General features: G+C 71.7%; 18 protein-coding genes and 1 pseudogene. 6 read left to right on the top strand and 13 right to left on the bottom strand.

What is annotated here, in order from left to right; all coding sequences use genetic code 11:
- The first annotated feature begins 8 nt into the window (after window positions 1-8).
- Together MMF93_RS22450 and MMF93_RS22445 are read left to right on the top strand one after the other, a co-directional pair.
- A complete protein-coding gene (locus tag MMF93_RS22450; RefSeq protein WP_242754281.1) occupies window positions 9-611 on the top strand; it encodes a TetR/AcrR family transcriptional regulator in 603 nt (200 codons plus the stop codon).
- Window positions 612-762: 151 nt separating this feature from the next.
- Complete coding sequence (locus tag MMF93_RS22445; RefSeq protein ID WP_242754279.1) at window positions 763-1,596, top strand: class I SAM-dependent methyltransferase; 834 nt, start codon at window positions 763-765, stop codon at window positions 1,594-1,596.
- Here the strand turns inward: MMF93_RS22445 and MMF93_RS22440 are convergent.
- Window positions 1,555-1,761: a hypothetical protein gene (locus tag MMF93_RS22440; protein ID WP_242754277.1), complete on the bottom strand. Its 207-nt coding sequence runs from the start codon at window positions 1,759-1,761 to the stop codon at window positions 1,555-1,557. The genes MMF93_RS22445 and MMF93_RS22440 overlap by 42 nt on opposite strands.
- Before the next feature lie 19 nt (window positions 1,762-1,780).
- A complete protein-coding gene (locus MMF93_RS22435) occupies window positions 1,781-2,941 on the bottom strand; it encodes a 3-ketosteroid-9-alpha-monooxygenase, oxygenase component (RefSeq protein WP_242754275.1) in 1,161 nt (386 codons plus the stop codon).
- A 382-nt stretch (window positions 2,942-3,323) separates the two neighbouring features.
- Between MMF93_RS22435 and MMF93_RS22430 the strand changes: the two genes are divergently transcribed.
- Complete coding sequence (locus MMF93_RS22430) at window positions 3,324-4,097, top strand: IclR family transcriptional regulator (RefSeq protein ID WP_242754273.1); 774 nt, start codon at window positions 3,324-3,326, stop codon at window positions 4,095-4,097.
- A gap of 183 nt (window positions 4,098-4,280) precedes the next feature.
- The gene (locus tag MMF93_RS22425; RefSeq protein WP_242754271.1) at window positions 4,281-4,688 is read left to right on the top strand and encodes a VOC family protein; all 408 of its coding nucleotides are present in this window, start codon (window positions 4,281-4,283) and stop codon (window positions 4,686-4,688) included.
- A gap of 174 nt (window positions 4,689-4,862) precedes the next feature.
- Here MMF93_RS22425 and MMF93_RS22420 read toward each other — a convergent pair.
- The 4 genes and pseudogenes from MMF93_RS22420 to MMF93_RS22405 form a co-directional block, all read right to left on the bottom strand.
- Window positions 4,863-5,060, bottom strand: a pseudogene (locus tag MMF93_RS22420) (DUF2568 domain-containing protein); the annotation flags it as partial.
- 121 nt (window positions 5,061-5,181) lie between these two features.
- The gene (dmpG, locus tag MMF93_RS22415) at window positions 5,182-6,246 is read right to left on the bottom strand and encodes a 4-hydroxy-2-oxovalerate aldolase (protein ID WP_242754269.1); all 1,065 of its coding nucleotides are present in this window, start codon (window positions 6,244-6,246) and stop codon (window positions 5,182-5,184) included.
- A 23-nt stretch (window positions 6,247-6,269) separates the two neighbouring features.
- Window positions 6,270-7,223, bottom strand: coding sequence for an acetaldehyde dehydrogenase (acetylating) (locus tag MMF93_RS22410; RefSeq protein ID WP_242754267.1), 954 nt, complete (start codon window positions 7,221-7,223; stop codon window positions 6,270-6,272).
- Window positions 7,224-7,340: 117 nt separating this feature from the next.
- Window positions 7,341-8,132 (bottom strand): 2-keto-4-pentenoate hydratase, encoded by a 792-nt coding sequence (locus MMF93_RS22405; RefSeq protein ID WP_242754265.1) that lies wholly within the window; start codon window positions 8,130-8,132, stop codon window positions 7,341-7,343.
- Between the two features lie 266 nt (window positions 8,133-8,398).
- On the opposite strand from MMF93_RS22405, the gene MMF93_RS22400 reads away from it, so the two are divergent.
- Complete coding sequence (locus MMF93_RS22400; protein WP_341483300.1) at window positions 8,399-8,944, top strand: DUF6624 domain-containing protein; 546 nt, start codon at window positions 8,399-8,401, stop codon at window positions 8,942-8,944.
- Window positions 8,945-9,092: 148 nt separating this feature from the next.
- Here MMF93_RS22400 and MMF93_RS22395 read toward each other — a convergent pair whose 3' ends face one another.
- The 7 genes from MMF93_RS22395 to MMF93_RS22365 form a co-directional block, all read right to left on the bottom strand.
- Entirely contained in the window at window positions 9,093-9,719 is a 627-nt protein-coding gene (locus MMF93_RS22395) for a GNAT family N-acetyltransferase (protein ID WP_242754262.1), read from the bottom strand.
- Window positions 9,720-9,796: 77 nt separating this feature from the next.
- On the bottom strand, window positions 9,797-10,759 hold the full coding sequence (locus tag MMF93_RS22390; protein ID WP_242754260.1) for a zinc-binding dehydrogenase: 963 nt from the start codon (window positions 10,757-10,759) through the stop codon (window positions 9,797-9,799).
- 71 nt (window positions 10,760-10,830) lie between these two features.
- Complete coding sequence (locus MMF93_RS22385; protein ID WP_242754258.1) at window positions 10,831-11,424, bottom strand: Uma2 family endonuclease; 594 nt, start codon at window positions 11,422-11,424, stop codon at window positions 10,831-10,833.
- Window positions 11,425-11,523: 99 nt separating this feature from the next.
- On the bottom strand, window positions 11,524-12,429 hold the full coding sequence (locus MMF93_RS22380; RefSeq protein WP_242754256.1) for a TIGR03620 family F420-dependent LLM class oxidoreductase: 906 nt from the start codon (window positions 12,427-12,429) through the stop codon (window positions 11,524-11,526).
- Between the two features lie 111 nt (window positions 12,430-12,540).
- Window positions 12,541-13,302: an amino acid ABC transporter ATP-binding protein gene (locus MMF93_RS22375; protein ID WP_274709493.1), complete on the bottom strand. Its 762-nt coding sequence runs from the start codon at window positions 13,300-13,302 to the stop codon at window positions 12,541-12,543.
- Window positions 13,299-14,267, bottom strand: coding sequence for an amino acid ABC transporter permease (locus tag MMF93_RS22370; RefSeq protein ID WP_242754254.1), 969 nt, complete (start codon window positions 14,265-14,267; stop codon window positions 13,299-13,301). Before MMF93_RS22370 ends, MMF93_RS22375 begins: the two co-directional genes overlap by 4 nt.
- A 75-nt stretch (window positions 14,268-14,342) precedes the next feature.
- Window positions 14,343-15,302 (bottom strand): ABC transporter substrate-binding protein, encoded by a 960-nt coding sequence (locus tag MMF93_RS22365; RefSeq protein ID WP_242754252.1) that lies wholly within the window; start codon window positions 15,300-15,302, stop codon window positions 14,343-14,345.
- 531 nt (window positions 15,303-15,833) lie between these two features.
- On the opposite strand from MMF93_RS22365, the gene MMF93_RS22360 reads away from it, so the two are divergent.
- Window positions 15,834-17,030 (top strand): NAD(P)-dependent malic enzyme, encoded by a 1,197-nt coding sequence (locus MMF93_RS22360; protein ID WP_274709492.1) that lies wholly within the window; start codon window positions 15,834-15,836, stop codon window positions 17,028-17,030.
- Window positions 17,031-17,098: the final 68 nt, after the last annotated feature.

Raw genomic sequence — 17,098 nt, 5'->3', positions numbered from 1 at the left:
TGCCTGGCGTGAGCGGTGCGGAAGAGTCCCCCCAGTCGGTGCGCCAGCGGCGGGTCATCCTGCGCGGGGCCGCGGCGGCGCTGCGCGAGCGGGGCACGGGCGCCGGCATGGCGGACATCGCGCGGGCCGCCGGAGTGGGCCGGGCCACCGTCTACCGGCACTTCGCCACGCGCGAGGCGCTGCTGACGGAGCTGTCCCAGTTCTCCGCCGACGAGGGGGTACGCGCCGTAGGCGCGGCACTGCACGAGGGCGGGGAGCTGCGCACCACGGTGGTGCGCACCACCCGCGCCCTGCTCGGGGTGGGGCGCGCGTACTGGACGCTGGTGGCCTCAGGGCCTGCCGAGGGGCCGAGCGAGCGCGAGTTGGCGGTGTCCGGGCCGCTGGTCGAGCTGGCGCGGCGCGGGCAGCGGGAAGGCGCCTTCCGCACCGATCTGAGCGCGCAACGCCTCGGTGCGTTGCACGGGGTGCTCATCCAGGGCGCGCTGCTGTACCCGCAGCTGATCGGGGACTCGCTCGACGAGGCCGCCGAGTCGGTGGCGCGGCTCTACCTCGACGGCGCGTGCGTCGCCCCGGCGGGTGACCCGACGGGGCCGGCCGGCCCAGTCCGCTGACCCGCCGCCGTCCGCCGCTGCCGAGACTGGCGGTCAGGACGTGCGTCGTACGACCGCACCGCGCGTGCGTACGGCGCCAGCCACTCGCCACCCCGCGCAGCGGGCTCCCGCGGCCCCGTCCAGGCCGGCCGGGGACGGAGACGGAGTACGCATGGCCAGCAGGAAGAACCTCCACGCCGACCGCGCCGCGCTCGCCCACAAGGTCCGCTACGCCCTGACGCACCCGCACCGCGTCCCGGCCCACCTCAGGCGCGCAGGGCGGGACCGCTGGCTGGCCTTCACCCACCGTGACCACGTCAGTTACTACCGGGCCGTCATGGCCTCCGACACCCGGCGCAGCCCGGAGGCCGCGGTGGGCAGCCCCACCCACGAGGCGTGGCTGCAGCTGGGCGAGCTCCAGTTCGACTACCTGCGCGCCCACGGGCTCGAACCCGGGCACCGGATGCTCGACATCGGCTGCGGCAACCTGCGCGCGGGCCGGCGCTTCATCGACTATCTCGACCCCGGCCACTACTACGGCATCGACATCTCCCCCGACGTACTCGTCGCCGCGAAACGCACCCTCACCACCGAGGGCCTCCAGGCCAAGCTGCCCCATCTCACCCTCACCCAGGACCTCACCCTGGACTTCCTCCCGGACGCCCACTTCGACGTCGTCCACGCGCACAGCGTCTTCTCGCACTCCCCACTGCAGATCATCGACGAGTGCCTGGCCCACGTCGGACGCGTGCTGGCGCCCGGCGGCTTCTTCGACTTCACCTTCGACCGCACCCTGGGCAGCGAGCACCACGTACTGCGCGAGGACTTCTACTACCGCACCGAGACCCTCACCGCCCTGGCCAACGACCACGGTCTGCGCGCCCGTTTCATGGACGACTGGGAACTGCGCGGCCACGGCCAGTCCAAGATCCGGGTGAGCGCGGAACCGATGCCGGGGACCGGGTCACTCGTCACCGCCGGTCACCCTCAGACGTCCCTCCCGTAGTGCCTCTTCGATCGAGGCGCGCAGCCGGGTGCAGACCGCGACGCCCGCGGGCGCGCAGCCGGCCAGTTCGGGGCAGCGGGTGGTCGGAGAAGTCCACTGCACGGTGGTGTGCGGAAGGCTGCGCTTCTCGACCAGCACCCGGGTGCCGCACGCTGTGCAGGTCACGGGCTCCAGCACGGGGCCCTCACCCCTCCCCCGCGGTGGCCGCGTCCCGGCGGCTCGCCAGGTTGGCCTCGACCTCGGCGCGCCAGACGGTCACGGCCCGCTCGGTGTCGATCTCGAACTCGAAGCGGTCGGTCATCTCCGCGCCCACCTCCTCCGCGTCCACGTAGAACTGCTCGTACCAGCGGCGGAGCTGGTAGACGGGGCCGTCCTGGTCGCACAGCAGCGGGTTGTCGATGCGGGTCTTGTTCCGCCAGATGGCGACGTCCTCCTCGAAGCCGGCGGCCAGACCCTCGGACGCCTGGGCCGCGGCCCGCGCCGCCTCCTCGTCGCTCATGCCGGGCAGCTTCTTGACGATGGCCCCGTACTGGAGCACGAACGCGTCGGGTGCCACCGGGTAGTGGCAGTTGATCAGCACCGTCTCGACGGTCGCGCCGCCGACCTCCGTCCACAGGTGGTCGATCATGTAGGAAGGCCCGTGGTACGAGGCCTCGGAGCGCAGCCTGCCCTGCGCGGAGAGGGTGTCGGCCGCGGTCATGTCCTCGCGCGGGTCGCTGGTCATGTACTGGGTGGCGACGTGTCCTTCGAAGACGTTCTTGAAGTAGGTGGGGAAGGAGTGGTGGACGTAGAAGAAGTGGGCCATGTCGACCACGTTGTCCACGATCTCGCGGCAGTTGGCGCCGTCGATGCGCAGCGTGTGCCAGGTCCAGTCGCTCCACTCGCCGCTGAACGCCCCCTCGATGCGTGGGATCGTCACCCCCTCGGGGGGCGTGGCGCCCTGCGGGTCGTGCCAGACGAACAGTTGCTTGTTCTCCTCCAGCGTGCGCCAGGCGCGGGTGCGGGCCCGGCGCGGTACCCGGTGCGCGTACGGGATGCCGGCGCACCTGCCGTCGCCGTCCCACCGCCAGTCGTGGAACGGGCAGGCGAGTGCGTCGCCCTTGACGGTGCCGTCGGCGAGGTTGCCGCCCATGTGGGGGCAGTACGCGTTGAGCACGTGCAGCCGTCCCGTGCCCTCCGCCTGGAAGACCACGAGTTTCGTGCCGAACGCCTCGATCTCGTGGGGCCTGCCGTCCGCGAAGTCCGCGGCGAGGCCGAGGCAGTGCCAGCCTCGCGCGTACCGGGTGGGTGGTGCGCCCGCCTCGATGGTCCGTGGTCCCTGGTCCGTGCCGCTGCGCGCGCTCATCGTCTCGCCTCCACCTGGGTGCCGATGGGCCGAGTCTCGGCCGGTCCGCGGGGCGTCCACAGGGTCCGGTCCCGCTGACCGGGAGGGTGCGGGATCCGTCCCGCCACACCCGGTGAGGTATTTCGATTAGGTAGTGCAACCCTCTTCCCGCCCGGCGCGGACCGCGCGTAGCCTCCCGGCAGTGAGACACAGGTGTCTCGCGAGCGCCGCTGGGGCTTTCGTTTGGATCTGGCTGGATCAGGGAGCGGGTTCCGGTGCGTGCTCTCGCAAGGCGGAGGAGGGAGTCCCTGCGGAGCAGCGGCGACCGACGACAACGCCGCGAGAGTGCGTGCCGGAACCCGCGAGCCCAGCAAGATCCGAACGAGAGCCCCTAGGAGGTCGCATGAGCGTCACCGCCACGGAGTACGCCGTCGCAGCGTCCACACCGGTCTCGATGATCGACCGGGTCGTGACGATCCTGGACGCCTTCGAGAGCGCCGACGGACTGACCCTCGCCCAGGTCGTGCGCCGCACCGGACTCCCCCGCTCCTCCGCGCACCGGATACTGGAACACCTGGCCGAGGTCCGGTATCTGCGCCGCGACGCGCACACCTACCGGCTCGGCATGCGGATCATGGAGCTGGGCGCCCTGGTCATCCACCAGGACCGGGTACGCGAGGCCGCGGCACCCCACCTGCACCAACTGCACGCCTCCACCGGGCTGGTGGCGCACCTGGCGATCCTCGACGAGGGCGCCGCCGACGTCGTCTACCTCGACAAGGTCGGCAACCGCTTCGGCACCCTCCTGCCCTCCCGGATCGGCGGCCGGCTGCCCGCCGCGCGCACCGGAGTGGGCAAGGCACTGCTCGCCCACGCGCCCCGCGCCACGGCGGCCGGACTCCCCGAGCGGCTGCACGCGGAACTGGCACGGATCCGCGAACGCGGCGTGGCCCACGACCGCGAGGAGGCCATCCGCGGCGTCGCGTGCGTCGCCGCCCCGGTGGTCGGCGCGGGCGAAAGCACCCCCGCTCTGGCCGCCGTCTCCGTCTGCGGCCCCGCCGGGCGCGTACGGTCCGCCTCGGGCCTCCCCTCCCTGGTCCGCCAGGCAGCAGCCCATATCTGGCGCACCTCAGCGGGCCACCCTCGACGCGCCGCACCCGCTGACGGCACCCGCTGACCGCACGGGAGCCGGGACCGAGAAGCGCACCCGGGGCCGCTCCCCACCACCGCGCTTCCGCACCGCCGTCGAACCGCTGGAGCGCGGCCCGGACTGCTGCGCCCCAGGCGGAATCCGAGACGCGCTGCCGGGCGTCCCCTACCGTGGCGTCATCCGCGACACGTCGTCCCCGAGGAGTGAGCGATGAGCCGGCAGCCCGCCCCGAACGCTCCCAGCATCTGCCCGTACCTGTTCTACCGGGACCCGGCCAAGGGATTCGCCTTCCTGCTGGAGGCGTTCGGCCTGGAGAAGCGGGTGGTGCACAAGGTCGACGGACAGGTGCTCAACGCTCAGGCCGGCCTCGGCCCGTACACCGTCATCGTCGGCCAGGCGCGCACCGAGATGAAGCTCCAGTCGGCGTCGGAGCTGCCGGCCGTGCACGCCGGGGTGATGATGGTCGTCGACGACGTGGACGCCCACTTCCGGCACGCCCGTCAGGCCGGCGCGGTCATCGAGTACGAGCCGCAGGACATGCCGTACGGGCTGCGCGAGTACGGTGCACGCGACCTGGAGGGCAACCTCTGGTTCTTCGCCTCCCACCTCGCCGGCTGATCCCCGACGCGCAGCCGCCGCGCAGCCAGACGACGTCCGTCCGACGCCATCCGCCTCCGCCCGCCGGGCGGCCCGCCCGGCGGCCGGGCACGGCGAGCGCACGTCCCGCCGAAGTGCCGGTGGCCGCGGCCGCAGGCGCGCCCTCGGCGCGGCGAAGAGCGACCACAGCACGATCGCCGCCAGGGGCGTTCCCACTGCCAGCAGGACGCGAAGAGCCGTGTCGTCGCCGACGGCCGCCCCCCACCGGCCCAGACACGCCAGAGCGGCCAGTTCGAGCAGGAACGCCAGAACGTCGTTGGCGGCGTACCAACTCCGCTCGTCCAGCCCGTGCGCAGGCGCGACCTGGTCTGGTGAGCCGGGCGTGTTGCGCATGGTGTCCTCCCGGCCGTCGGCCACGGAGGCGCGCGTGCGGCGGCCTGCCGTGGCCGGCCCGGGCAGCTCGGGCACCGACAGTAGCGGAAGAGGCTTCCAGGGCGGGAGGCCTGAGAGCCGCTCAGCCCCCGGTCGGGGTAGTCGTGGCGTCCTCGGCGGCCAGTTCCCTGGCGATGTCGATGAGCTGGTCCTCCTGGCCGCCCACGAGCTCGCGCTCCCCCGCGCGCAGCAGGATCCGCGCGCCGGAGACGCCGTAGCGGCGGGCCCAGCGGTCGGCGTGCTTGAGGAAGCTGGAGTAGACGCCCGCGTGGCCCATCATCAGCTCCAGGCGGCCCAGCTTGCACTCCTCGTCCATGACGGGCAGCACCACGTCCTCGGCCGCGTCGGCGATCTTGAGGACGTCGATACCGGTACGGATGCCGAGTCGTTCGGCGACCGCGGTGAACGCCTCCACCGGGGTGTTGCCAGCGCCCGCTCCGAACCGCCGCGTGGAGCCGTCGATCTGCCGGGCTCCGGCGCGGACGGCGAGCACCGAGTTGGCCACGCCCAGGCCCAGGTTCTCGTGCCCGTGGAAGCCGACCTGGGCGTCGTCACCGAGTGCGGCGACCATCGCCGCCACCCGGTCTGTGACCTCTTCCAGGATGAGGGCGCCCGCCGAGTCGACGACGTACACGCACTGGCAGCCCGCGTCGGCCATCCGGCGGGCCTGCGCTGCCAGCACCTCGGCGGGCCGGCTGTGCGCCATCATCAGGAAGCCGACGGTCTCCAGACCGAGTTCGCGGGCGAGCCCGAAGTGCTGGTCGGCGATGTCGGCCTCGGTGCAGTGCGTGGCGATCCGGCAGATCTCGGCACCGTTGTCGCAGGCCGCCCTGATGTCGTCCTTGACGCCGAGCCCCGGCAGCATGAGGAAGGCGATGCGCGCCCTGGTCGCCGTCTTGACCGCCTGGGCGATCAGTTCCTGTTCGGGGGTGTGGCTGAAGCCGTAGTTGAACGAGGATCCGCCCAGCCCGTCCCCGTGCGTCACCTCGATCACGGGGACCCCCGCGTCGTCCAGCGCGGCGACGATGGAGCGGACGTGGTCGGCGGTGAAGCGGTGCTGCTTGGCGTGCGAGCCGTCGCGCAGGGAGGAGTCGGTGACCCGGATGTCGAGTGCGGTCGGTGTGGTCGGCGTGGTCGGCGTGGACATGGTGGGTGCTCCCCTTCGGGCGGTCATGCGGTGGTCGACGACGGCTCGGAAGCGCCGGGCCCCGTCCGTGCCGTGATCCGCGCGGCGAACCCCTCCCCCACGCGGGTCGCGGCGGCGGTCATGATGTCGAGGTTCCCGGCGTACGGCGGGAGGAAGTCGCCGGCTCCGGCGACCTCCAGGAGGATCGCGACCCGGGCGGGCGCCGTGGGCGTCGCCTCCTCGAACTGCGGTTCCCCGCGCAGGTGGTAGCCGGGCACGTACGCGGCGACGGAGGCGGCCATGTCCTGGACGGAGGCCGTGATCGCCTGCCGGGTCTCCTCGTCCACCCGGTCGGGAAGCCGGCAGTAGACCGTGTCGCGCATCAGCATCGGCGGCTCGGCCGGGTTGAGGATGATGATGGCCTTGCCGCGCTCCGCGCCGCCGATGTGTTCGATGCCCCAGCGGGTGGTGCGGGTGAACTCGTCGATGTTGGCCCGCGTGCCGGGCCCCGCGGACGGCGACGCCACGGAGGCGACGATCTCCGCGTAGGGGACGGGCACGACGCGGGAGACGGCGGCCACCATGGGAATGGTCGCCTGGCCACCGCAGGTGATCAGGTTGACGTTCGGCGCGTCCAGGTGGGCCTCCAGGTTCACCGCGGGGACGACGGCAGGACCGAGCTTCGCCGGGGTCAGGTCGACGCAGGGGATGCCGCGCTCGGCGTAGCGCGGCGCGTGGGCGCGGTGCACCGCCGCGCTGGTCGCCTCGAAGACCAGGTCGGGCGTCTCGGGCCGCTCCAGCAGCCAGTCCACCCCCTCGTGGCTGGCCTCCAGGCCCAGACGCGCGGCCCGCTCCAGTCCCTCGCTGGCCGGGTCGACGCCCACCATCCAGCGGGGCTCCACATGCGCGGAGCGCAGCAGCTTGTACAGCAGGTCCGTACCGATGTTCCCGGGCCCGACGATCGCGGCCCGCGCCTTGCGCGGCACTTGCGTTGACATGAGGGGTGGCTCTCCCGTCTGTGGTGGTTGCGTCGGCCCGCCCCCGGCCGCCTTGCAGGCCGAAAGCGCCGAGGGGCGAGGGGCGAGGGGCGAGGGTGGCGACCAGGGCCTTCCTCGTCAGGCGAAGGTCAGCGCCACCTCGCCGAGTCCCGCGCCGAACGCGGCCCGGTAAGTCGCTCCGCCCCGGACGTCGACGGCCCGCGTGCAGGACCCGGGCAGCACCACGTCCCCGGCGCGCAGCCGCACCCCGAACCCGGCGACCTTCCGCGCGAGCCAGGCGACCGCCCGTGCCGGATCCCCCAGCACCGCGTCGGCCCGCCCCGCGGCGAGCTGCGCACCGTCGGCCCCGTACAGCTCGGCGGACACGGCGCACCGGTCCACGTCGGCGGGCCGTACCCGCCCTCGGCCCAGTACGAAGCCGGCGGAGGAGGCGTTGTCGGCGACGGTGTCGGCGATGCGGATGTCCCAGTCCCGTATCCGGCTGTCGATCAGCTCGATGGCCGGTGCGAACGCCTCGGTGGCCCGCAGCACGTCCTCGACGGTGCAGTCCCCGGCGGGCAGGTCGGCCCCGAGCACGAACGCGAGCTCCACCTCGATGCGGGGCGCGCAGTAGCGCGCCACCTCCACGGGGGTGTCCTCGCTCAGCTCCATGTCGTCGAGCAGGTGTCCGTAGTCGGGCTCGTCGACGCCCATCATCCGCTGCATCACGGGCGAGGAGAGTCCCACCTTGTGGCCGACGACGCGGGCGCCCGCCACGCACCGGTCGTGGATGCCCAGGAGCTGGACGGCGTACGCGTCGTCGGTGTCGACAGCGGGCCAGGTGACGCGCAGGGGCGGCACCGGGGTGCGCGCCCGCTCGGCCGCGCCCAGCGCGTCGGCGGCCTTGCGGCGCTCGGCCTCGTCCAGCATGTGCTCTCCCGTCCCCTCCGTCGCCTCCGATCGGCTCTCGGACCGTAGGCAGGAGCGGACCGGGCCGGTGCCGAAGCTCCCGTTGAGCGGGACGGGCCACACCGCGGGTGGGAAGGAGACGGGGCGAGCCGGGGGGGGCGCCGAGGGGCCGCGCCCCGGCCGACCGCAGCGGCTCGCCGTGTGTTCCATTATGGCCGCGGGAAGGGGGCTTCGTCACCGTCTCGCAGGACGAGATCCGGCGCGAAAACCACTCCTAGGGTGAGCACATGCATGCCGAACCCGCCCCCGCGCCCGAACGCACAGAAGAACTCGGTGACCAACTCGCCGCGATGAAGGCGGCGGACCACGCCGCCTCGGCTCAGGCCAACAGCCCGGACCCGGCCGAGCAACTCGCCTGGCGACGGCTGACCACCCGGCACGGTGACCGGCTGCGTGCCCTGCTGGAAGCGCACGGTCACTGGCCGACCTCCCAGGAGGTGGGAGAAGAGGGGGTGCTCGGCGCCTGGCTGGTGGCCCAGCACGCCGACCGCCAACTCGACGTGCAGCGGCTGGCCCTGCGGCTGCTGGAACAGGCGGTCGAGGACGGTACGGCGGGCCAAGAGGGGCCTGCCCGCCTGGCCTTCCTCCGCGACCGGCTGCACGTCAACGCGGGCCTGCCCCAGCGCTACGGCACCCAGATTCAGGGTCTGTCCGACGCAGGGGAGCCGATTCTGTGGCCGGTGGAGGACCCGGAGAGGATGGACACCTACCGGAGCGAGGTGGGCATCCCGCCGTTCGCGGAGTACGTGGCGCGGTTCCTACCCGAGAAGTAGCGGGAACTGGCCCGCGGGATGGCGGGGGCTGGCCCGAGAAATAGCGGGGGCTGGTCCGAGAAATAGCGGGGGCTGGTCGGAGAAATAGCGGGGACCGGTCCTGCCGGAGAAGCGGCGGAGCCGGAGCGCGCTGGGCGGTGCCGCCCGGTCACCCGCCAGGATCGCGCCACATCGGCCACATCACGGGCCCGTCGGCGGGCAGTTGGATGCCGCTGCCCCGCACGGCGAATCCGTGCCGCTCGTACAGGGACCGGCTGCGCGGCGAGGACGCCTCCAGGTAGGCGGGCAGGCCCTGCCGGTCGCACACGGCGAGCCGGTGCCGCAGCAGCGCGCCGCCGATACCCCGGCACTGGCGGCCCGGTGTGACGGCGATGGCCTGGAGGTAGGCGTGGTCCTCATGGGGGTGACCTTCGTCGGTGGCCTCGCCCAAGGCCGACAGCCGGGCGTTGCCGGGGTCGACGTGGCCCAGCGCGGCGGCCAGTTCCCCGCCGCCGCGCAGCGCACCGTCACGTACGTCGAACCACAGAGCGAGGGCCTCCCCGTCGTCCGTCATCTCGGCGGTCCCGTACGCGTGGGCGCAGGCCAGGAAGGCGCCGAACAGCTCGGGGTGCCGCGCCTCTCTGTGCTCCTCCTCGGGAAAGATCCACCGGCTGACCGGATCCGTACGGAAGACCGCGTGCAGCAGCGCACGGGCGGCGCCCAGATCGGCCTCCTCGACCGCACGGACGCCCGTGCCGATCCGCGCGCGTACCGCGTCGGGCTCCACCCCGCTCACCCGCACCACAACTCTCTTGCGTCAACGGCCGGTTCGAGTGGCGAGTATGCCGCACAACGGGCCACCCGTCAGCGGAATCAGACCGTCAGCACGACCTTGCCGAACAGCTCGCCGCCCGCCATCCTCTCGAAACCCTCACGGGCGCGGTCGAGCGGAAGGGAGGTGTCGACGACGGGGCGGATGCCCTTGGCCGCACAGAAGCTGAGCAGCGAGGCAAGCTCCTCCTTGCTGCCCATGGTCGAGCCGACCACCTTCAACTCCAGGAAGAAGATCCGGTTCAGTTCCGCGGCCGGCGGGTTGGGCCCGCTGGTGGCGCCGGAGATGACCAGGGTGCCGCCCGGGCGCAGCGACTTGACCGAGTGCGACCAGGTGGCGGCGCCCACCGTCTCCAGCACGGCGTCCATCCGGTGCGCAAGCCGCGCACCCGACTCCACCGCGGCCTCGGCGCCCAGGTCGAGGGCGCGCTGCCGCTTGGCCTCGTCCCTGCTCGTGGCGAACATCCGCAGCCCGGCTGCCGCGCCCAGCACGAGCGCGGCGGTCGCGACACCACCGCCCGCGCCCTGCACCAGTACGGAGTCGCCGGGGCGCACGCCGGCGTTCGTGAACAGCATCCGGTACGCCGTCAGCCACGCCGTCGGCAGGCAGGCGGCCTCCTCGAAGGACAGCTCCTTCGGCTTCGGCAGCACGTTCCACTGCGGCACGGCCACCCGTTCGGCGAACGTGCCCTGGTAGCGCTCCGTGAGGATCGAGCGGGGCTCCCGCGGGCCGACGCCGTGCCCCGTCTGCCCGATCACGGAGTGCAGCACGACCTCGTTGCCGTCGTCGTCGATCCCCGCCGCGTCGCAGCCGAGGATCATCGGCAGCGCCTCCTCGCCGAGACCCACGCCGCGCAGGGACCACAGGTCGTGGTGGTTGAGAGAGGCCGCCTTCACCGCCACGGCCGTCCACCCGGGCGGCACCTTCGGCTCCGGCCTCTCCCCCAGCTCCAGTCCGGCCAGCGGGTCTTCCTTGTCGATACGCGCGGCGTAAGCAGCAAACATGCCGCCGACGCTACGCGCGCTGCCTCGCGCGGGACAGCGCGCGCGGGGTGCAAGCGATCCATCTCACGCGCTCAGCGCACGAACTCCTTGAACGCGTCGGTCTCAAGTGCGAGACCGACCGGGTCGGGCAGTTCGACACGTTCGCCGAAGGAGACCGTGTGGGTGTCCCGGTAGCGGCCTTCCTCCGGGCCGCTGTGCACCGTGACCGTGCAGCTGTCCCGGTCGATGAGCAGGTAGACGGGGATTCCCACCGACGCGTACGCGGTGGGCTTCTCCGTGCGGTCACGGCTATCGGTGTCACGATCGTAGGAGGTGACCTCGACGGTCATCAGCACGCCGTCGGCGTCGGACCATTCGCCGTGACCGATGAAATGGCGCTTGGGGGCCAGAACGCCGTCCGGACGCGCCCTGCCCTTTCGGTACGCCTCCACGACGAGGCCCCGCTCCCCGTACAACCACACATCCGGTCGGTGCTGCATGCACCGCTCCTGCAACCACTGGATGATCTCGTCGTGATTTCCGTCCGGCACCTTCTTGACCCCGATCCGTCCGTCGAGGAACTCCAACGTGACGGTCTCGGGCGAGGACGAGGCGATCGCCTCGAACTCCTCCACCTGCATCTGTTCCACGCGCGGCTGCGCCTCCCGCTCGGCCATAACCGTCATGGTGTACCTCCCTTCCTCGGGAAGACAGTCATGGCGACGCGGGCGGTTTGTCGTACGGAATCACCCCGACGTGCACCCGTACGGGTGACGTCGGGGGCGTCAGCCCTGGAGCGGCAAGGACTCGGCCAAGGTCCGCCACTCCGCGCGCGGGAGGTCGGTGCCGGTGTTCGCTGTGACCACCTGGAGGGCCATGTGGTCGGCGCCGGCGGCGAAGAACTCGTCCACACGGGCGCGGACCGCCTCCGCGTCGCCGATGGCGAAGACGGCGTCGACCAGGCGGTCGCTGCCGCCGCCGTCGAAGTCGGACTCGGCGAAGCCCAGGCGCAGCAGGCTGTTGCGGTAGTTGGCCAGTGCCAGGTAGTGGGAGAGATAGTCGCGCGCGGTGCCGCGGGCCTCGGCGCGGTCGGTGCCGCTGGGCTGGAGGACGACCTTCAGCTCGGGTGCGAGCAGCGGTTCGGCGCCCAGGATGGACCGGGCCTCGGACGTGTGCTCGACCGTCACCAGGTAGGGCAGCGCGCCCAGCGAGCGGTCGGCGGCCAGCTTCAGCATCTTCGGGCCGAGGGCCGCCAGTGCGCGCTGCGCCGCGGGCACGCCACGCGGCGCGTTGTCGAGTACGTCGAGGTAGGAGCGCATCGCCGAGTAGGGGCGGTGGACCAGCGGGTGGTCGAGCGTGGCGCCGCTCTTGGCCTCGTCGTGGCTGACGCCCAGGCCCAGCAGGAAACGGCCGCCGAACTCGTCCGTCAACTGGGCGTGGCGCGCGGCGACCTCGGGCGCGGCGTGCTGCCAGATGCTGAGGATGCTGGTGCCCACCGTCGCCCGCGAGGTGGCCGCCAGCAGCCGGTAGGCCATGTCGGGCGAGGGGCTGCCACCGAGCCAGAGCGTGCCGTATCCCAGCTCTTCCAGCTCGGCGGCGGCCTCTTCCACCTGCGGCCTGCGGGCGGCGTCGTCCGTGCGCAGCGCGCTCGCCCAGATGCCGATCCTGCCCAGATGCGCGTTGTATGCCATGGCGCCCACAGCATCACATCGGCGCCCGCTATTCCAGGATCGACGGCAACGACAACGACAACGGCGACGCCGCCAACGCCCACAACGCGGCCGAGCAGCGCCGCGCCGCGGTCACAGCACCTTGGACAGGAACGACTTGGTGCGCTCGTGCCGCGGGTTGCCCAGCACCTCGCGCGGGTCGCCGGACTCGACGACCACGCCGCCGTCCATGAACACGAGCGAGTCGCCGACCTCCCGGGCGAAGCCCATCTCGTGGGTGACCACGACCATCGTCATGCCGTCCCTGGCCAGCGCCTTCATCACGTCGAGGACCTCGCCCACCAGTTCGGGGTCGAGCGCGGAGGTCGGCTCGTCGAAGAGCATCAGCTTGGGGTCCATCGCCAGGGCCCGCGCGATGGCGACCCGCTGCTGCTGGCCGCCCGAGAGCTGGGCGGGATAGCTCTCCCGCTTGTCGGCGAGACCCACCCGGTCCAGCAGGTCCTCGGCCCGCTGGCGCGCCTCGGCCTTGGGCACGCGCTTGACCTGGACGGGCGCCTCCATCACGTTCTCCACCACCGTCATGTGCGGGAAGAGGTTGAAGCGCTGGAAGACCATCCCGATGTCGCGCCGCTGCGCGGCGACCTCGCGGTCGCGCAGCTCGTAGAGCTTGCCGCCCTTCTCGCGGTACCCGACGAGCGTGCCGTCGACGTACAGCCGGCCCGCGTTGATCTTCTCCAGGTGGTTGATGCACCGCAGGAAGGTGGACTTGCCCGAGCCTGAGGGGCCGACGATGCAGAAGACCTCGCCGGTCCGCACCTCCAGGTCGATGCCCTGGAGGACGTGGACGGGTCCGAAGGACTTGTGGACGGCCTCGGCCTTGACCATCGTGCTCATGCGCCGATCCCTCCCGCGCCCTGGGCGCCGGAACCGGTGCCGCGGCCGAATGTGAACAGGTTCTTGCGTGCCCGCTGCCAGGGCGTGTCCGGCAGCTGCCGCGACGAGCCCCGCGCGAAGCGGCGTTCCAGGTAGTACTGGCCGATGCTGAAGACGCTGGTGATCACCAGGTACCAGACGGTGGCCACCATCAGCAGCTCGACGACGGCGCTGGAGGTGTTGCCGATGTTCTGCCCCTTGCGCAGCAGCTCCTCGTACATGACCACGGAGCACAGGGACGAGGTCTTCAGCAGGTTGATGAACTCGTTGCCGGTCGGCGGCACGATCACCCGCATCGCCTGCGGAAGCACCACGCGGCGCATGTTCTGCGCCTGCGTCATGCCGAGCGCCTGCGAGGCCTCGGTCTGGCCCTCGTCCACCGACTGGATGCCGGCCCGGCAGATCTCCGCCATGTAGGCGGCCTCGTTGAGGCCGAGGCCGAGCAGCGCCGCCATGAACGGAGTCATGACGTCGGTCATCTCGTCCTTGTAGATCGGCATGATGTCGAGGATCGGGAAGATCAGCGCGAGGTTGAACCACAGCAGCAGCTGCACGTAGATGGGCGTGCCGCGGAAGACCCAGATGTAGCCCCAGGCGACCGAGGAGGTCACCGGGTTCTTCGACATCCGCATCACCGCCAGGATGACGCCCAGCACCAGACCCATGAGCATCGCGAGCACGCTGACCACCAGCGTGTTCTTGACGCCTTCGAGGATCTGGTCGTCGAAGAAGAAGTCGCCCACGGACCCCCAGCGCAGCCCCTCCGCGGTGGCGAAGGCGCGCACCAGCAGCGCCAGCAGCACGAGGACCACCACGGCGGAGACGTACCGCCCCCAGTGCCGTACGGGTATGGCCTTGATGGCCTCCGGGACGTCCCTGGACGGGGGTGTCCCGTCGGAGTCGGTCGCTTCGGTGGGTGTTTTCACGGGGGCTTGCCTCTCAGCGTCCTGGGCGGTCCTGCACGGGGCCCTTGATGCGGTTTACGTCTGTGGTGGCCCGGCTCAGGTACCGGCGTTGACGGTGACCTTCTTCACGCCGCCGTCCTGGACGCCCCACTTCTCCAGCGCCCGCTGGTAGCTGCCGTCCTCGATGATCGCCTTCATGGCGGCCTGGAGCGCGTCCCTCAGCTGCCGGTTGTCCTTGCTGACGGCGATGCCGTAGGGGGCCGACTGCATCTGCTTGCCGACGACCTCGAAGTCGCCGCTGGACTTGGCGGCGTTCGCGGCGACGGGGAAGTCGGAGATGTCCGCGACGACGCCCCCGGTCTTCAGCCGTACCCGGGCCTCGTCGTCGGTGTTGTAGGCCTCGACGTCGATCTTCTTCTCGCCGTCCTCGACGCACTTCTCGGTCTGCGCCTTGAGGATCTCGTGCGAGGTGGTGCCGCGCTGGGTGGCCACCTTCTCACCGCACATCTGGTCCACCGAGTCGATCTTCTCGGGGTTGCCCTTGCGGACCAGGATGGAGGAGCCGGCGGAGAGGTAGTCGACGAAGTCGACGCCCTTGCCCGCCTCCTTGCCGTCGTCGTCGAGGCCCTTCTGGCGTTCCTTGGTGTCCGTCATCGCCGACATGATCATGTCGAAGCGGCCGGTCTGCATGGAGGTGATCAGCCCGTCGAAGGTGCCGTTGGTGAACTGGAAGCGGACGCCCAGCTTCTCGCCCATCGCCTCGGCGATGTCCACGTCGAGGCCGACGATGTCGGCGCCCTCCTTGTACTCCATCGGCTTGTACGCGGCGTCGGTACCGACCTTGATGACACCGGCGTTGCGGATCTTGTCCGGCAGCTTGCCGCTCAACTCGGCCTTGCCGCCCGAGGAGCCGCCGCTTTGCGCGCCGTCCGTCTGGTCCCCGCAGCCGGCGAGCAGCAGGGCACCGCTGACCGCGAGGGCGACGGGCACGATACGGGCGCGCCGCGCGGCCCCGCGCACGGTCGTGCCTGCGGTGACGGGCCTGCTTGCGGTCATGGGCGGGTCCTCCTGGCGGTGAGGGGGCAGCCGTGGGTCGGGCACACACCTTCGGATGTCGCGACCGTGTCCGACGCGTGAACGGATGAACGGATGGGGGGCATCTTGCCATCCGGACATGCGGGTGCAGGACGCCGCCGAGGTCAAAATCGGATAACGGAGAAGCGAATCCGATTACAGGGCGCCCCAGGAGGCCGTAAGGGCGGTCGAACGGCCCCCACGCCGCCGCACACACCTCTCCCCGTCTCACTTCGTGGACGGCTTGCCCGCGATCCACTGTTTTGCCCCGGATCGGGACGGGATGGTCACCGGTGCGGCTGGAAGTGAGTCGTCCGCAGCGGCGGTCGTCGGGTAGAAAGGTCGATTACACCCCTCACCCGGGGACCAGGGCGCGTGTGCGGCGCGCCCGGCGTCCGTACCTCCCTCCGGGCCGCGGCCATCCGCTCGCCCGGGAAACGGACGCGGTGCCCGCCCGTTCCTCACCGCAGGGAGCGGTCACCCTCACCAGATTCGAATAAGGGGTTCAACACAGTGGCAGCGGAGATCGTCAACCAGAAGGACGGGCTGGAGCCGGACGTCATCGACCCGGCCTTCGCCCTGCACCGGGGCGGCAAGATGGCCGTGCAGGCGACGGTGCCCGTGCGCGACGCGGACGACCTGTCCCTCGCCTACACGCCGGGCGTCGCGAAGGTCTGCAGCGCCATCGCCGAACAGCCCGAACTCGTCGACGACTACACCTGGAAGTCACAGGTCGTCGCGGTGGTCACCGACGGCAGCGCCGTCCTCGGGCTGGGCGACATCGGCCCGAAGGCCTCCCTCCCGGTCATGGAGGGCAAAGCCATCCTCTTCAAGCAGTTCGGCGGCGTGGAAGCGGTGCCGATCGCTCTCGACACCCAGGACACCGACGAGATCGTGGAGACGGTCGTCCGGCTCGCACCCTCGTTCGGCGGCGTCAACCTCGAGGACATCGCGGCACCGCGCTGCTTCGAGATCGAGACCCGCCTCAAGGAGAAGCTGGACATCCCCGTCTTCCACGACGACCAGCACGGCACGGCCATCGTCACCCTCGCGGCGCTGCGCAACGCGGCCAAACTGAGCGGCCGCGCCCTCGGTCAGCTGCGCGCCGTCATCTCCGGCGCCGGCGCCGCAGGCGTCGCCATCGCCAAGATCCTCATCGAGGCGGGCATCGGCGACGTCGCGGTCTGCGACCGCAAGGGCGTCGTCTCCGGCGACCGCGAGGACCTCACCGCGGTCAAGCGCGAACTGGCCGGCTTCACCAACAAGGCCGGCCTCACCGGTTCCCTGGAGAACGCGCTGGCCGGCGCCGACGTGTTCATCGGCGTCAGCGGCGGCACGGTGCCCGAGGAGGCGGTCGCCGCCATGGCCGAGGACGCGTTCGTCTTCGCCATGGCCAACCCCAACCCGGAGGTCCACCCCGACGTCGCCCGCAAGTACGCCTCCGTGGTCGCCACGGGGCGCAGCGACTACCCGAACCAGATCAACAACGTCCTGGCCTTCCCCGGCATCTTCGCCGGAGCGCTCCAGGTGCGCGCGACCGACATCACCGAAGGCATGAAGCTCGCCGCCGCCGAGGCGCTGGCCGCCGTGGTGGCCGACGAGCTGAGCCCCGAGCGGGTGATCCCCTCCCCCTTCGACGAACGCGTCGCCCCGGCGGTCACCTCGGCGGTGGCGGCCGCGGCCCGAGCGGAGGGCGTCGCCCGCCGCTGACCCCTCTCCTGGGGCTTCGGCCCCCTCTCATGGGGCTCGCCCCGTCCCGAGCGCCGGACGGCCCGGTC

The organism is Streptomyces tubbatahanensis (assembly GCF_022699385.1).
Lineage (GTDB): Bacteria > Actinomycetota > Actinomycetes > Streptomycetales > Streptomycetaceae > Streptomyces > Streptomyces diacarni.
This window is presented reverse-complemented; position numbering and strand designations above follow the sequence as displayed.

Bases quoted from the DNA above. Each gene is read 5' to 3' on its own strand.
- MMF93_RS22390 (WP_242754260.1), bottom strand. From the start codon at position 10,759: ATGTTTGCTGCTTACGCCGCGCGTATCGACAAGGAAGACCCGCTGGCC.
- MMF93_RS22430 (WP_242754273.1), top strand. From the start codon at position 3,324: ATGAGCGTCACCGCCACGGAGTACGCCGTCGCAGCGTCCACACCGGTC.
- MMF93_RS22365 (WP_242754252.1), bottom strand. From the start codon at position 15,302: ATGACCGCAAGCAGGCCCGTCACCGCAGGCACGACCGTGCGCGGGGCC.
- MMF93_RS22435 (WP_242754275.1), bottom strand. From the start codon at position 2,941: ATGAGCGCGCGCAGCGGCACGGACCAGGGACCACGGACCATCGAGGCG.
- MMF93_RS22410 (WP_242754267.1), bottom strand. From the start codon at position 7,223: ATGTCAACGCAAGTGCCGCGCAAGGCGCGGGCCGCGATCGTCGGGCCC.
- MMF93_RS22375 (WP_274709493.1), bottom strand. From the start codon at position 13,302: ATGAGCACGATGGTCAAGGCCGAGGCCGTCCACAAGTCCTTCGGACCC.
- MMF93_RS22405 (WP_242754265.1), bottom strand. From the start codon at position 8,132: ATGCTGGACGAGGCCGAGCGCCGCAAGGCCGCCGACGCGCTGGGCGCG.
- MMF93_RS22445 (WP_242754279.1), top strand. From the start codon at position 763: ATGGCCAGCAGGAAGAACCTCCACGCCGACCGCGCCGCGCTCGCCCAC.
- MMF93_RS22385 (WP_242754258.1), bottom strand. From the start codon at position 11,424: ATGACGGTTATGGCCGAGCGGGAGGCGCAGCCGCGCGTGGAACAGATG.
- MMF93_RS22425 (WP_242754271.1), top strand. From the start codon at position 4,281: ATGAGCCGGCAGCCCGCCCCGAACGCTCCCAGCATCTGCCCGTACCTG.
- dmpG (WP_242754269.1), bottom strand. From the start codon at position 6,246: ATGTCCACGCCGACCACGCCGACCACACCGACCGCACTCGACATCCGG.
- MMF93_RS22380 (WP_242754256.1), bottom strand. From the start codon at position 12,429: ATGGCATACAACGCGCATCTGGGCAGGATCGGCATCTGGGCGAGCGCG.
- MMF93_RS22400 (WP_341483300.1), top strand. From the start codon at position 8,399: ATGCATGCCGAACCCGCCCCCGCGCCCGAACGCACAGAAGAACTCGGT.